Genomic DNA, 15,502 nt, shown 5'->3' on the forward strand with positions numbered 1-15,502 from the left:
TTCGCCAGATCCGATGCGAGCTTCGCCTTCGCGTTGCTGCCGGCCCCACCCGCGACCGCCAGGTTCACAAAGTTGTCATTCGGGTACTTCTGCTTGAACAACCCCTGCAACGCGTCCAGGCCCTTCTTCTCCGACCCGGCCGCCCACCACGTGAACACCCCCACATCACCACCAGCACCACCAGCCTTGGTCGACAACGGCGTCGTGGCCCCACCCGCCGCCGGCGTGTTGTCCGACGACGACCCACAAGCAGCCAGTGCGACGCCAACAACCCCCACCAACGCCAACGACACCACAGACCTGACAGACCTGCTACGCATGAATCCTCCTAGAAAAGACCGAACCCCACACCACACCCGGCGCAGAACCCGACACACCGACACCACCACGGCCCCGGCAGCTCCCAATAAACGAAAACCCGCAGAATCAACCCACGGGATTGCCAGCCGGCGGCATACACCGGATGACTGTGACGTCTCCCTCGATGCGGACCCCTCCCGCACCGTGGGGGACAAGCAGGACGTCGCCCCTTTCGATGTCCAGCGTTACGCCGTCGCCGGCGTCACCTATGGTCGCGAGCGTGCCGCGACCATCGACGACAACCGTGACGGCGAATGCCGCCTCGACGGTCACCGGCTCGGGGGCCCCGTTGCCGGGGTCCGGGCTGGTGGGCCGGACGACCTGCGCCCGGAAGAAATCTCGTGCCTCGACAGGCAGCGCAGGCCCGACGCCGGTGACGTCGGTCCAGCGGCGCCGCAGCGCGCCGATCCTCTCGCTCGTGAGCGGCCCGCGGTCGACGCTCTGCAGCGCCAGGGGTCGGTCGAGACCGAGGAATGCATGCGCCTCCTCGAGCCCGAAGCGGGCGTGCTCGAGCATGACGGACAGGTCTGTCGGTTCCTGCAGCTCGAGGATCAGGACACCTTCACCGATCGCATGCGGCTGGCCGGCGGGTACCAGGATGGCGTCGCCGCGGGAGACCTCGACGCGGTTCAGGGCGGCGAGCAGGCGCTCATCCTGGGCCTCGACCAGCTCGGCGAGCTCGTCTGCAGGCAGCTCCTCGCGGAAGCCGAGCCAGACACTCGCACCGCGCTCGGCGTCGAGCACGATCCAGGCCTCGGTCTTGCCGTTGTCGCAGTCGAGGTGGCGGGCCGCGAACGCCCGGTCAGGGTGCGAGTGCACTGGGAGCCGTTCGCCGCTGTCGAGCAGCTTGGTCAGCAGGCCGGGGGCCACGCCGTATGCCACAACGTGCGCCGCGCCCAGCCAGCCGTCCGGGTCCGCAGCGAGGGCGTCGGGCAGGTCCGTGCCGCTCGTCAGGCGGGTCACCCCGCCGCCGCCCTCGGCGAACAGGTGGGTCGCCGACGCGAGCCAGTCCTCCGGGCGGTAGCCGTCGAAGTCGTCCGGCAGCGGCAGTCCGCGGAAGGCGAGGATGCGCTCCCCACCGCGGTAGAAGCGCCGCGGTGTGTTGACCGACAGCCGCGTGGGCATGACGGAGTCGTCGGCGACATGACTAGGGGTCATCGAGTGGGTCCTCCACGACGGATTCCGGACGCCCTGACGATGAGGCGTGTGGGCATGACGACGGTCTGCGGCGGCGACTCGTCGCCGAGCAGGCGGGCGAAGAGCTGCTGAGCTGCCTTCTGTCCCATGGCAGCTGGGTCCTGGTGGACAACCGTGACCGGTGGGTCGATGAGCTCGGCGAGCTCGAAGTCGTCGTAGCCGACCATGGCGATGCTGACCCGGAGCTCGCGCATCGCGAGCAGGGCCGCGAGGGTGACGCGGTTGTTGCCCGTGATGATGGCGGTGGTCGGGTCGGACTCGTGGCTCCACTGGGCGAGCAGCTCACGGACGGATGCCGTCGAGTGCGGCCCCATCGACACCCGGGGTGAGCCCGGTAGGCCGAGCGCGCGGTGGGTCGCGATGAACGACTCGCGACGCTGGCGAGCGGTCCAGAAGCCGGGGTCGTCGCCGAGGAAGGCGATGTGGCGGTGGCCGTGCGCGACGAGGTGCTCCACGGCGCTCCGGACACCACCCTGGTTGTCGCTGAGGATGGTGTCGTTGTCGGCTCCGCGCACCGGTCGGTCCATGTAGACGATGGGGGTGCCGCTGGCCTCGACGGCAGGGTCGGCCGACGGGGTCTCGCCGGCAGGCACGACGACGATCCCGTCGACACGCCGTGCGATGAGCGCCTCGAGGACCGCTCGTTCGCGCGACGGCGAGCCCTCGGCGGACGCGGTGATGAGCTGGTGCTGGCGGATCCGTGCCTCGCGCTCGACCGCGGCGCCGATCTGTGAGTAGAAGGGGTTCGCGAGATCCTCGACGACCAGGCCGATGGTGAAGGTGCGGCCCTGGCGGATGATCCGGGCGCCGTCATGGCGGCGGAACCCGAGCCGCTCGATCACTGCTCGGACGCGCTCGGCCGTGTCCGGACGGACGCCGGGCTCGTGGTTGACAACGCGAGACACCGTCTTGACCGAGACATGCGCCTCGGCAGCCACGTCCGCCATGGTCGGACGAGCTCCTGTCCGATGGTCAGACAACGCTGTCATGGGGGACATGTGAGCAGACGCGCTGCGGCGACTGCAAGCCGAATGGGCGGATCGATGCCTCTGCGATCGAGTCTTGTCCGATTGGGTGTCCTGTCCGGACAAGTTCGTTAGGCGACGTTGACGACATTTGCCGCTTCCGGCGAGTCTCGGCCAGGTCAGGGAAACCGCCCACAGACACCACACAGCACGGCTCAACGACGAGCACGGAGGACACCGATGGGTTTGACATCAGGGATCCAGAGAGGCGCCGTCGCGATGGCGCTCCTGGTCACCTCGACGATGGGGGCGGTTGCCGCATCGCCCCCTGCGTCCGCCGCTGACGCCTCGGCGTCGACCGCGGGTGCCACCACCGAAACGGCCGGAGCGGGGGACTTCTCGACCTCGTTCGAAGCCGGGCAGCCACAGCCCGAGCTCTCGACGGTCGAGACCGGCCAGGACGGCCCGCGCCAACAGAACGTGACCGGCAAGTCGAGCACGAACGGCAGCCTCCTCGGCTCCGTTGTATCGGTCTCCGCAAGCGCGGAGAACGCGCCGGGCGAGGTTGCGGCCAACCTCGCGGACGCGAACCCGGACTCGAAGTGGCTCGCATTCGCCTCGACGGGCTGGGTGCGCTACCAGCTCGGTGCGCCGGCCAAGGTGGTGCGCTACTCGCTCACCTCGGCCAACGACTCTCCCGAGCGTGACCCCAAGAACTTCACCCTGCAGGGCTCGCAGGACGGCTCGTCGTGGACCGACCTCGACACGCAGGCGAACATCGACTTCTCCGGTCGCTTCGCGAAGCGCAGCTTCGACGTGGCCACCCCGGACACGTTCGTCTACTACCGGCTCAACGTCACGGCGGTGCACTCGGGCAGCATCGTCCAGCTCGCCGACTGGGACATCTCTGACGGCACGACCGGCACCGGCCCGGCGACTCCGATGATCACGAGCGTCGGCTCCGGCCCGATCTCGGGGTTCAACATCAAGCCGCTCGTCGGCTGGACCGGCCTCAAGGCTTTGCGCTACTCGGGCGGACACACGGCAGACGGCCGAGGGTACGCGTGGAACCGGCTCTTCGACGTCGACGTGCCGGTGACGTCCACCACGGAGCTGAGCTACAAGATCTTCCCCGACATGGTCGCGGGCGACCTCACCTACCCGTCGACGAATGCCGCCATCGACCTTCGGTTCACCGACGGCACCTACCTGTCCGACCTGAGCGCCCTTGACGCACATGGCGTTTCGGCGTCCCCGAGTGGTCAGGGCAAGGGCAAGATCCTCTACGCCAACCAGTGGAACGCGGTGACCCTGGAGGTCGGGCGGGTTGCGGCCGGCAAGACGATCGACCGCATCCTCGTCGGCTACGACAACACTGCAGCGAAGGCGGACACCCGCTTCGGGGGCTGGATCGACGACCTCTCGGTCGCGGCCGACCCGGCAGCCGTCGACGAGTCCGACCTGACCAACTTCGTCGACACCCGGCGTGGCACCAACGCGTCCGGGTCGTTCTCACGTGGCAACAACCTGCCGATCAGCGCGCTGCCGAACGGCTTCACGTTCTTCACCCCGGTCACGAACGCGACCTCCCAGTCGTGGGAGTACTACTACCAGGCGCAGAACAACGCAGCGAACCTGCCTCTGCTGCAAGGGCTCGCCATCTCTCACGAGCCGAGCCCGTGGATGGGTGACCGGAACCAGCTGTCGGTGATGCCCTCCGTGGCGACCGGCACCCCGACCGGCAACGCAACGAACCGGGCACTGGCCTTCGACCACAAGACCGAGGTCGCCCGGCCCGACTACTACAAGGTGTCGCTGGCCGGCGGCATCGACGCGGAGATGACACCCGCCGACCACGGCGGCGTCTACCGCTTCACCTTCCCGGAGTCCGCGGCGAAGAGCCACCTCGTCGTCGACACCGTCGACAACAACGGCTCGTTCACGGTCAACCAGGCAGGGGACACCCTCACGGGGTGGGTCGACAACGGATCGGGCCTGTCTGCTGGTCGGAGCCGGATGTTCGTCTACGGCACGTTCGACCGACCTTCGACCGCGACGGGCACCGCGTCGGGCGGCCGCACCGGGACGCGCTACGCGACGTTCGACACCAGCACGAACCACCAGGTCGAGCTCAAGCTCGCGACGTCGTTCATCTCGCTCGACCAGGCTCAGCGCAACCACGCGCTAGAGCTCGCCTCGCGCGACTTCGACGCCGTGCACGCAGCGGCCAAGGCCGCGTGGAACGCGCGCCTCGGCGTCGTCGACGTCAAGGCGTCGAGCGACACGAACGCGGACACGCAGCGGACGACGCTCTACTCGAACCTGTACCGGCTCAACCTGTACCCGAACAGCCAGTTCGAGAACACCGGAACGGCGCAGGCTCCGCACTACCAGTACGCGAGCCCGGTCGCCTCGAAGACCGGCAGCGCGACCACGACGACGACCAACGCCGCGATCAAGGACGGCAAGATCTACGTCAACAACGGGTTCTGGGACACGTACCGCACGGTCTGGCCGGCATACAGCCTGCTCTACCCTGAGGTGGCGGCGGAGATCGCCGACGGCTTCGTCCAGCAGTACCGTGACGGCGGCTGGGTCGCCCGGTGGAGCTCGCCCGGCTACGCGGACCTCATGACGGGCACCAGCTCGGACGTCGCGTTCGCGGACGCCTATGTCAAGGGAGTCAAGCTGCCCGACCCGCTGGGCACCTATGACGCGGCCGTGAAGAACGCGACCGTGCTGCCCACGTCCAGCGCCGTCGGGCGCAAGGGCCTGGATACCTCGATCTTCCTCGGCTACACGAGCACCAGCACCGGCGAGAGCGTCTCGTGGGGGCTGGAAGGGCTGATCAACGACTTCGGCATCGGCAACATGGCGGCCGCACTGGCCACGGACCCGGCCACCCCGGCCGCCCGCCGCGCGCAGCTCGCCGAGGAGTCGCAGTACTTCCTGGAGCGGTCGACGCACTACGTCAACGTCTTCAACCCGAAGGTGGGCTTCTTCCAGGGCCGCAGTGCCGACGGAAGCTACCCGTCGACCTTCGACCCGGAGGCGTGGGGCGGCGACTACACCGAGACCAACGGCTGGAACTTCGCCTTCCACGCGCCGCAGGACGGCACGGGTCTGGCGAACCTCTACGGCGGTCGTGACGCCCTGGCCAAGAAGCTGGACACGTTCTTCTCCACCCCGGAGACGGCGACCAAGCCCGGCGGCTACGGCGGCACGATCCACGAGATGCTCGAGGCGCGTGACGTCCGGATGGGCATGCTCGGCCAGAGCAACCAGGTCTCGCACCACATCGCCTACATGTACGACTGGACCGGCCAGCAGTGGAAGACGGCCGAGAAGGTCCGCGAGATCATGCGGCGCCTCTACGTCGGCACCGAGACCGGCCAGGGCTACCCGGGTGACGAGGACAACGGCGAGATGTCGGCGTGGTACGTGCTGTCCTCGCTCGGCCTCTACCCGCTCCAGGTCGGGTCGTCGCAGTGGGCCATCGGCTCGCCGAAGTTCGCGCAGGCGACCGTCCATCGCACGCAGGGCGACCTCGTCGTCAACGCCCCGAGCAACTCGGAGCGCAACATCTACGTGCAGGGCGTGACGGTCAACGGGCTGAAGCAGAAGTCGGTCTCGATCGACCAGTCGCAGATCAAGGGTGCGACCACCATCGACTTCGCGATGGGTGCGAACCCGTCCGACTTCGGTGCGCGCATCCAGGATGCCCCGCCTGCACTCACCAAGGGCACTGAGGCCCCGAAGCCGCTCATGGACGCCACCGGCCCTGGCCGTGGCACCGCGACGGCGACCGACCTCGCGTCGGGCGCTGACCCGAAGGCGATGTTCGACAACACGTCGCGCACGTCGACGGCGTTCTCGTCGGCGACCCCGACGGTGACCTTCGCCCTCTCGGGCGTGGGCCAACGGGCGACGTGGTACACGATCACCTCCGGCCCCAAGGCGGGCGACCCGTCGGCTTGGCGGCTCGAGGGCTCGCGCGACGGTGGTGCGACGTGGACGGTGCTCGACACCCGTTCGGACCAGACCTTCCCGTGGCGCAGCCAGACGCGACCCTTCAAGATCGCCCTGCCGGAGACGTACACGTCGTACCGTCTCGTCGTCACGGCGACCGTTGGTGCGGTGGCACCGAACCTGTCGGAGGTCGAGTTCCTCACTGACGGCTCGAAGGCGCAGAACACCCAGATCAAGGTGTCGGCCGCCGCTCCGTTCGAGGTGACCGAGGACACCGCTTGGTCGGGCACCGTCGGCGAGTTCTCCGGCGGCGTCGGCGGCAAGCCGGTCGTGGCCACGGCGACGATCGCGTGGGGCGACGGCACGACATCCGAGGGCACCATCGAGACCGGCGACCTCGGCTCGTACACGATCAAGGGCGGCCACACGTGGGAGACGCCGGGCTACTACCAGCCGCGCGTCACGGTCACGACGGCCAACGGGTCATCGAGCGACGTCGGCGGAGTCACGGTCCACACGGCGACGATCCCGTCGTATGCCGCTGGGTTCGACTCCGTCTGCATCGGACACGTCGGCGACACGGTCCCGTGTGACGGCGACCGGGCGGGTCTCTCGCGGGAGGCGATGACTGCGGCGGGCGGCGTCCCCGGAAAGCTCGTCGCGGTGCCTGGCACCGACCTGGGCTTCTCGATCCCGGCCATCCCGGCGGGTCAGAAGGACAACGCCACCGGCATGGGCCAGACGCTCGCTGTCACCCTGGCACCTGGCGCGACGAGGCTGTCGATCATCGGCACCGCGACGCAGAAGAACCAGGACACCGTCGGTACCGTCCGGTTCAGCGACGGCACGAGCGTCAGCTACCCGATCCAGTTCGGCGACTGGTGCGGCTCGGCCCAGTTCGGCAACATCGTCGCGCTGGAGATGGGCTACCGCCTCAACGGGACCGGCACGGACAGCTGCCACGCGAAGCTCTTCGCCACGGCGCCGCTGACGATCCCCGCGGGCAAGACGGTCACGGGCATCACCCTGCCGACGCAGACCGGCGACCCCGGTAGCGCCGGACGGATCCACATCTTCGCGATCGCCGACAACGGCGCCGCGCTGAGGGTCCAGCCGGGTGCCGACACCACGACGACGGCCAAGACCTCGACGAACGTCGACCTCGGCACGGTGTCGGGCGGCGTGCCCGCCTCGGGCGACCAGGGCTATCGCGCCCGGGTCCAGTGGGGCGACGGGACGGTGACCGAGGACGCGACTGTCTCGGCGACCGGATCCGATGGCAGCGCCACGATCAGCGGGAGCCACACGTGGGCGGCGGCGGGCACCTACTCGGTGCGTGTCCTGGCGTCCGACTCCCGCTCCGACGTCCTCGGGTCCCTCACGGTCACGGTGCGCTGACGTGACCTGCTGAGCATCCGAAAGGACGGGCCGGCCCGCCGACTGCCACGAGCAGTCGGCGGGCCGTGTGCCGTCTGCCGACCCGCGCACGTCGGCCGACGACGCACTGCCCACATTGTGGACGGCAGCATCACGACCACCTGGTGGGCGCCCCGGCGCGGGTCAGAGGTTGTGGTCGAAGTCCATGTGGTGGGTGCCGTCGTCATCGATGTGCAGCCGCACGCTGCCTTCGATCCCGGCTAGCTCGCCCGTGCCGCTGCCGGGCACGATGAAGCCGAACTCGTTGGTCCGGTCGGAGCCGCTGGTCGACGCGGCGTGCACGAAGTTGAAGGCCCCTACGCGCCCGTCCACGGTGCCCTCGAACGACTCCATCGCGACGTACGTGCCGACCCCGGTGGCCTGGTCGAAGGCGGAGGTGAACTGGGTGACGCTGCGCCCGGCGACCGCACCGGCATACGTCTTGCGCATGCGCAGGTGGCCCGTCGGCAGCGCGGTGATGACGTCGGGGGCGTAGTCGGTCACGTCGAAGTCGGACGTCGTGAAGGTCGAGGTGCTCGTCATGGCGCGACGCTACCGGCTGGTCGCGACACTGCCCGCCACGTCGGCGACGACGTTGGCGACGGTCGTCCGAGCCATCGCCGTGAAGGCCGGGTTCGTGCGCTCGTAGTAGGGGATGATCATGGCCGCCTGCGTCAGGGCGTAGCCGCGGGCTCGCTCCCACGTGCCGTCGTCGACCCCGAGGGCGTCCCGGTATGCCGTTCTCCCGCGCCCGCCGAACATGGTCCAGGCCGCGATCGTGTCCGCCGCAGGGTCTCCGACCCCGACGCTGCCGAAGTCGAGCACGGCGACCGGGCGGGCGTCGCGGACCAGGACGTTCGGGGGCAGGAGGTCGCCGTGCAGCCATACGCGGCCGTCGCCCTCGAATGTGGGCGCGTCCAGCGCGCGGTCCCAGGCCGCCAGGGCGGCCTCGACGTCGATGTGTCCACGACTGCGCTGCAAGGCATCCCGGGTGTCGATATCCAGCTGCGCGAGGGGGCGGCGACCGCCCCGGGGGGCGCCCTCGGGTACAGGCACGGCTCTCAGGCGCTGCACGAACCCAGCCAGGTCGGCGGCCGCCGAGGCCTCGTCCACGTCGTCAACGGCATACGGAGACCCGTGGATCCAGCGAAAGACCGCCCACCTGAACGGGAGCTCGTCGGTCGGCTCACCGACGGCCACCGGCTCGGGGACCTCGAGGGGCAGCCCCGGCCCGAGTCGGGGCAGCCACTCGAGCTCCTTGTCGAGGTCGCTCGCCCAGGAGGCGACCCGAGGCAGCCGGACGTAGAGGTCGTCGCCGAGCCGCACGATGGCGTTGACCGTGCCCGTCGACCGAACGCGGTGCAGCGGCCGACCAGCCAGGTGCGGCAGCTGCGCCGCCAGCAACCCGTGTACGAGCTCATCGGTGATCGTGACCTCGTCGTCATGCATGCGGTCGGTCATCGGCGCTCCACTCCGTGTTCATCAGGATGTCGTCAAGATGGCGTCAGGATCCCAGCGGGCACGGTGCCTGCTCCCAGGCACCGATGGTTCCGTGGAGGCATGACGTCTGACTGGACGATGAGCCACCGTTGGCTCATCCGTTGGCTCGCCCTGCTCCTGCCCGTCGTGGTCGGGGCCGTGTTGGGGATCTTCCGCGCGAGCATGGACTCCAGCACCGCGGCCATGGTGCTGGTGCTCGCGGTCGTGGCCGCCTCCGCGACCGGCGACCGCATCACCGGAGTCGTTGCCGCACTGTCGGCGGCGGCCAGCTTCGACTTCTTCTTCACACTTCCGTACCACTCTCTGACGATCAGCAACAGCGAGGACGTCGAGCTCGCGGTCGTGCTGGTCATCGTCGGTCTTGCCGTCACGGAGATCGCGCTCTGGGGCCGGCGGCAGCAGGCGGCCGCGCTCCGCCGCGAAGGCTACCTGCACGGGCTCGCCGACCTGCTCGAGCTCGGGCCCGACACGAGTGCCGACACCCACGCCCGCGCGATCGCCACGGCGATCACGCACGCCCTCGGGGCCGATCGGACCGAGTGGATGACCGGCCAGCCTCAGGCGCACGACGCGATCGTCGGCGCGGACGGGACCGTCCAGGCCGCTGGTCGGATGGTGCCAGTGCAGCGGATCGGTCTGCCGACGGACTCGTACACCACGGTCCCAGTGCGCTGGGCAGGGCAGGTCATCGGTCACTTCCGGGTCGTCACGTCGACCCGCGTGGTGCGGCCGACCGCCGAGCAGCTCCGCGTCGCTGTGCTGCTCGCCGACCGCATGGCTGGTGTCTACGACTGGGACATGCCGACCGGCTCACCGACCCCGAGGTAGGCGCCGAGGTGCTGGCCGGTCAGCGTTCGTGACCGCGCGAGCTCTGCAGGAGGCCCTTCGAAGACGATCTCGCCGCCGTCGTGCCCCGCACCCGGACCGATGTCGACGATCCAGTCCGCGTGCGCCATCACCGCGAGGTTGTGCTCGATCACGATGACGGAGTTGCCTTGCTCGACAAGGCGATCGAGCATTCGGAGGAGATTCTCGATGTCGGCCATGTGCAGGCCCGTCGTCGGCTCGTCGAGCACGTAGGTGCCGGCACCCTCCGCCATCTGGATCGCCAGCTTGATCCGCTGGCGCTCGCCCCCGGACAGGGTGGACAGCGGCTGCCCGAGCCGGATGTAGCCCAAGCCGACGTCGACGAGGCGGTCGAGGATCTTGCGCGGAGTGCCTTTGGTGAAGAACTCACGCGCTTCCCCGATGGACAGGTCTAGCACCTCGGCGATGTTCTTCCCGTCGAGCCGGTAGGCGAGCACCTCCGGGGTGAAGCGCTTGCCCTCGCACTCCTCGCAGCGGCTCGCGACGCCCGCCATCATCGCGAGGTCGGTGTAGACGACGCCGAGGCCCTTGCAGTTGGGGCAGGCGCCCTCCGAGTTGGCGGAGAAGAGCGCAGGCTTGACGCCGTTCGCCTTGGCGAAGGCGGTGCGCACCGGGTCGAGCAGGCCGGTGTAGGTCGCGGGGTTGCTGCGCATCGACCCACGGATCGCCGACTGGTCGACGACGCGCACCTCGCCTGCCGCAGCCATCGACCCGTCGGCCAGCGAGCCGTGGATGAGCGACGACTTGCCGGAACCGGCGACACCCGTGATCACGGTGAGCACGCCGAGCGGGAGGTCGACGGAGACGTCCTTGAGGTTGTGGGTCGTGGCATGGCGGATCTCGAGGCGCCCGGTGGGGGTGCGCGTGGCGTCGCGTGGGCCGGGACGGGCGTCGAGGTGGCGGCCGGTGAGCGTGTCGGAGGCGCGCAGGCCAGCGACGTCACCGGCATACGTCACCTCCCCGCCGCTCGAGCCGGCGCCCGGGCCGAGGTCGACGACATGGTCCGCCCGCTCGATGACGGACGGCTTGTGCTCGACGACGAGGACGGTGTTTCCCTTGTCGCGCAAGCGGACCAGCAGGTCCGTCATCTTCGCGATGTCGTGAGGGTGGAGCCCGATGGTCGGCTCGTCGAAGACATAGGTGATGTCGGACAGGGCCGAGCCGAGGTGGCGGACCATCTTGACCCGCTGGGCCTCGCCTCCGGAGAGCGTGCCCGACTCGCGGTCGAGCGAGAGGTAGCCGAGCCCGACCTCGACGAGCGAGCCGAGCAGGTCGACGAGCGACACGACCGCCGGGCGCGCGGGCGCAGCGACCGGGTCGTCGCGCAGGTCCTCGATGACCGCGGCAAGGTCGCTGATCTGCATCGCACACGCCTGTGGGAGCGTGCGACCGGCCACCGTCGCCGTGCGCGCAGCCTCGTTGAGCCTCGTGCCGTCGCAGGCGGGGCAGGCCGAGAACGTCGCGACCCGCTCGACGAACGCCTTGATGTGCTTCTGCCCGCTCTCGGTCTCCTTGTCGAGGAAGACCCGCTTGACCTTGACCACCAGTCCCTCGTAGGTGGTGTTGATGCCGCCGAGCTTCACCTTCGTCGCGGGAGTGTGCATGAACCACTCCCACTCCTCAGGGGTGAAGTCGCGGACCTTCTTGTCAGGGTCGAGCCGGCCGCTCTCGGCATAGGCCCGCCAGTACCAGGTGTTCGGGGTGAAGTTGGGCACCGTGATGGCGCCTTCGTTGAGGCTGAGGTCCTTGTCGACGAGCTGGGACTCGTCGATCGCCGAGACCTTGCCGATGCCCTCGCACTCGGGACACATGCCGTCGGGGACGTTGAAGCTGAAGTGAAAGGACGGCCCGACGTGGGGCGTCGACAGGCGAGACCAGACGAGGCGAAGGAAAGCGTTGACGTCGGTCGCCGTGCCGACCGTCGAACGCGAGCTGGCCCCCATCCGCTCCTGGTCCACGACGATCGCGGCGCTGAGGTTCTCCAGCGCATCGACGTCCGGGCGTGCCGGGCTCCCCATGAACGACTGGAGGAACGCGGAGTACGTCTCGTTGATGAGTCGCTGGCTCTCGGCCGCGATGGTGCCGAAGACCAGGGAGCTCTTGCCCGACCCCGAGACGCCGGTGAAGACGGACAGGCTCTTCTTCGGGATGTCGACGTCGATCCCCTTGAGGTTGTTGACCCGCGCCCCCCGGACCCGGATGACGTCGTGACGGTGTGCCTCGGCGGGCGTGGTCGCGCCCGCGGTCATCGGCTGAGCCTCTGGAACGCGCGGACGGCATACGGCAAGGTCACGGCGGTGACGATGAGCGGCCACATGACGGCAAGCATGACAGCGTGGTCCGACAGCCAGCCGGTCGTGGGCACACCTGGGTTGCCGAACGCCTCGCGCACCGCGGTCGTCGTCCACGAGAGCGGGTTCAGCATCGCGATCGTGCCCAGCCACCCCGGCATGAGCTCCGGAGAGGCGAAGGCGTTCGACAGCATCGTCAGCGGGTAGAGCAGGCCGAACAGGCCGTTGGCCATCTCAGCACTCTTGGCCTTGAGGCCGAGGACGATCCCGAGCCACATCATGGCCAGCCGCAGCAGGAGCAGCAGCGCCACGCCGAGCGCGAGGCCCGAGATGCCGGTGTGCCAGCGCCAGCCGACGAGCAGCCCGCAGCCGATCATGATCACGAGGCTGACAACGGAGTAGAGCATGTTCGCGAGCACGCGCCCGAGCACCACCGCGGACGGCGCGATCGGCATCGAGCGGAAGCGGTCCATGACGCCCTTCGCGTTGTCCGACTGCACGGCCGCGACCGTCTCGCCCAGCCCGAAGGCCATCGTCTGGACGAACATCCCGGGCATGAGGAACTCCTGGTAGCTGCCCCCGCCGGCCACCTGCATCGAGCTGCCGAGCACGTAGGCGAACAGCAGCACGAACACGATCGGGAACAGAAGCGTCCACAGGATCAGCTGCGGCTCCCGGATCCAGTGGGCCACGTCGCGGCCCGCAATGAGGAGCCCGTCGCGGACCGCCCAGCGGACCCGGCCGGCGAGGCTGTCGCCTCCCACCGGGAGGGTCGTCGTGGCGGCGCTCATCGGGCGACCTCCGCGTCCTCGGCGCCGACCTTCGTATGCCGGTGGCCCGGGCTTCCATGGCCGCCCCCGCTCTCGGGGTGACTGCGGTCCTCGCGGGCCCCGACGCCGTCGTCGACGCCGTCGTCGACACCATCGTCGGCATCGTCGTCGGCATGGTCTTCGAAGGGGGCGTCGTGCTCGACCGAGGTCGGCTCAGCGGTCTCGGCGACATGGCCGGTCAGACGCAGGAACACGTCGTCGAGCGTCGGGCGGCGCAGCCCGATGTCGGCGATGCGCACCCCACCTCGGCCGAGCTCCTCGAGCACCGACGAGATCGCGGTCACCCGGTCGGCCACCGCCGCGCTGACAGTGCCCGACTCGAGATCGACCGCCGGATCACCTGCGGCCCATCGGGCGACCGCGGCGCGAGCCCGGTCCAGGTCGGCGCGGTCGACGACCGTGACCTCGAGGCGGTCGCCGCCGATGTCGCGCTTGAGGTCGTCCGGCCGGCCCTCGGCGATCACCCGGCCGCGGTCCATGACCGAGACTCCCGAGGCGAGCTGGTCCGCCTCGTCGAGGTACTGCGTCGTCAGCAGCACCGTCGTGCCGTCGGCCACGAGCTGGCAGATCGAGGTCCACACCTCGCCGCGGTTGCGTGGATCCAGACCGGTGGTCGGCTCGTCGAGGAAGAGCACCTCAGGACGCAGCAGCAGCGTCACGGCCAGGTCGAGGCGCCGGCGCATGCCACCGGAGTACTGCTTGACCGGCTTGTCAGCGGCGTCGACGAGCTCGAACTGGGCGAGCAGTTCGTCGGCGCGGACGCGGGCTTGCTTCGCGCCGAACCGGTTGAGCCGCGCGAACAGCACGAGGTTCTGCCTGCCGCCGAGGATCTCGTCGAGGGCCGGCGTCTGCCCGGAGAGCCCGATGTGGCGACGCACCTCCTGCGGCCGGGTGCGCACGTCGACCCCCGCGACCGATGCCTCGCCCTGCTCGACGGCGAGCAGCGTGGCGAGGGTGCGCACCGCTGTCGTCTTGCCGGCGCCGTTGGGGCCGAGCAGGCCCCACACCACCCCACGCGGGACCGTGAGGTCGAACCCGTCGAGAGCCCGGTGGGCGGCATACGTCTTGACCAGGCCTCGTGCCACGATCGCCGGTGTGTTGGCGGGGGCGGTGCCTGAGGTGGGTGTTGCGGTGGTGGGTGTTGCGGTGGTGGTGGGCTGGGTGGGACTGGCGAGTCCTCGGTCCGGCACGGCATACCTCCCTGTATCTTTTACGCCGTAAAGAGATCCTCGAAGAGATTAGATTACGGCGTAAGGAGTTGGCAACCCTCATGGTCATCTACGTCGGCCAGGGCGACCCCGAGGAGTCCATGCGCCTGCTCTGGGGTGCGAAACCGCAGCCCCCCGCGACGCGGCGTGGGCCGAAGGCCGCGCTGAGCGTCCAGGAGATCGTCGCCGCCGCCATCGCCCTCGCCGACGAAGGCGGGATCGACGCCGTCTCCATGCGCGCGGTCGGTGACCGGCTCGGCCGCACTCCCATGGCGCTCTACACGTACATTCCGGGCAAGGCCGAGCTGATCGACCTCATGTGGGACCACGTGGCGGGCGAGCTGCCGACCGACTACGACCTCTCCGACGGCTGGCGGCCCGCACTGCGGCAGTGGGCCCACGACAACCGTGCGTTCTTCCTGCGCCACCCGTGGACCCTTGACATCTCCGGCGCGCGGGCCGGCATGGGCCCCAACGAGACCCGCAACCAGGAGACCTCCGCGAAGCTCCTTTCCGGGCTCGGGCTGACCGGTCCCGACCTCATGGCGAGCGTGTGGTCCGTCGCGAGCTTCGTCCATGGCAACGCTCGCGCCATGGCCGAGACGACCCGTGCGACCGAGGTGACAGGCGTCGACGAGAACGAATGGTGGATGTCGCGGTCCCGGATGTTCAACGAGGTCGCGCCCGACTATGCCGAGCGGTTCCCTTTCTTGACGGCGCTTGCCAGCCAGGGCACGTTCGACGGCACCGAGCTCGAGGGGTCATACCTGGAGGCCGAGAGCGAGATGATCTTCGAGTTCGGGCTGGAGCGACTGCTCGACGGCATCGAGGCGTTCGTCGACCGGCTCGGGTCGGACGGACATGCACGGGGCACGGCCAAGAAGGGCAGCTAGCTCCGG

Annotated in this window: 10 protein-coding genes; 3 read left to right on the top strand and 7 right to left on the bottom strand. The window is 69.4% G+C overall.

Going from position 1 to position 15,502, the window contains the following annotated elements; translation table 11 throughout:
* Positions 1 to 426 precede the first annotated feature (426 nt).
* A complete protein-coding gene (locus ACYVLP_RS15855) occupies positions 427 to 1,518 on the bottom strand; it encodes a class I mannose-6-phosphate isomerase (RefSeq protein WP_460628310.1) in 1,092 nt (363 codons plus the stop codon).
* Positions 1,515 to 2,504, bottom strand: coding sequence for a LacI family DNA-binding transcriptional regulator (locus tag ACYVLP_RS15860; RefSeq protein WP_460628311.1), 990 nt, complete (start codon positions 2,502 to 2,504; stop codon positions 1,515 to 1,517). Before ACYVLP_RS15860 ends, ACYVLP_RS15855 begins: the two co-directional genes overlap by 4 nt.
* A gap of 258 nt (positions 2,505 to 2,762) precedes the next feature.
* Here ACYVLP_RS15860 and ACYVLP_RS15865 point away from each other — a divergent pair, with 258 nt between their 5' ends.
* Positions 2,763 to 7,889 (top strand): GH92 family glycosyl hydrolase, encoded by a 5,127-nt coding sequence (locus ACYVLP_RS15865; protein ID WP_460628312.1) that lies wholly within the window; start codon positions 2,763 to 2,765, stop codon positions 7,887 to 7,889.
* A 162-nt stretch (positions 7,890 to 8,051) separates the two neighbouring features.
* On the opposite strand, the gene ACYVLP_RS15870 is transcribed toward ACYVLP_RS15865, so the two are convergent.
* Both ACYVLP_RS15870 and ACYVLP_RS15875 read right to left on the bottom strand, forming a co-directional pair.
* Positions 8,052 to 8,450 (bottom strand): DUF3224 domain-containing protein, encoded by a 399-nt coding sequence (locus ACYVLP_RS15870; RefSeq protein WP_460628313.1) that lies wholly within the window; start codon positions 8,448 to 8,450, stop codon positions 8,052 to 8,054.
* Positions 8,451 to 8,459: 9 nt separating this feature from the next.
* Positions 8,460 to 9,368 carry an aminoglycoside phosphotransferase family protein gene (locus ACYVLP_RS15875; RefSeq protein ID WP_460628314.1) on the bottom strand — a complete coding sequence of 303 codons (909 nt, stop codon included), beginning with the start codon at positions 9,366 to 9,368 and terminating at the stop codon, positions 8,460 to 8,462.
* 99 nt (positions 9,369 to 9,467) lie between these two features.
* Here ACYVLP_RS15875 and ACYVLP_RS15880 point away from each other — a divergent pair, with 99 nt between their 5' ends.
* On the top strand, positions 9,468 to 10,235 hold the full coding sequence (locus tag ACYVLP_RS15880) for a DUF4118 domain-containing protein (protein ID WP_460628315.1): 768 nt from the start codon (positions 9,468 to 9,470) through the stop codon (positions 10,233 to 10,235).
* Here the strand turns inward: ACYVLP_RS15880 and ACYVLP_RS15885 are convergent.
* Genes ACYVLP_RS15885 through ACYVLP_RS15895 form a run of 3 tightly spaced genes read right to left on the bottom strand, consistent with a single transcriptional unit; the run spans position 10,193 to position 14,585 of the window.
* The gene (locus ACYVLP_RS15885; RefSeq protein ID WP_460628316.1) at positions 10,193 to 12,523 is read right to left on the bottom strand and encodes an ATP-binding cassette domain-containing protein; all 2,331 of its coding nucleotides are present in this window, start codon (positions 12,521 to 12,523) and stop codon (positions 10,193 to 10,195) included. The two genes, ACYVLP_RS15880 and ACYVLP_RS15885, sit on opposite strands and share 43 nt — an antisense overlap.
* On the bottom strand, positions 12,520 to 13,356 hold the full coding sequence (locus tag ACYVLP_RS15890) for an ABC transporter permease (RefSeq protein ID WP_460628317.1): 837 nt from the start codon (positions 13,354 to 13,356) through the stop codon (positions 12,520 to 12,522). Before ACYVLP_RS15890 ends, ACYVLP_RS15885 begins: the two co-directional genes overlap by 4 nt.
* Entirely contained in the window at positions 13,353 to 14,585 is a 1,233-nt protein-coding gene (locus tag ACYVLP_RS15895; RefSeq protein WP_460628318.1) for an ATP-binding cassette domain-containing protein, read from the bottom strand. Before ACYVLP_RS15895 ends, ACYVLP_RS15890 begins: the two co-directional genes overlap by 4 nt.
* 80 nt (positions 14,586 to 14,665) lie before the next feature.
* Here ACYVLP_RS15895 and ACYVLP_RS15900 point away from each other — a divergent pair, with 80 nt between their 5' ends.
* Positions 14,666 to 15,496, top strand: coding sequence for a TetR/AcrR family transcriptional regulator (locus ACYVLP_RS15900; RefSeq protein ID WP_460628319.1), 831 nt, complete (start codon positions 14,666 to 14,668; stop codon positions 15,494 to 15,496).
* Positions 15,497 to 15,502 lie beyond the last annotated feature (6 nt).

The sequence above is a fragment of the Intrasporangium mesophilum genome, assembly GCF_054783095.1.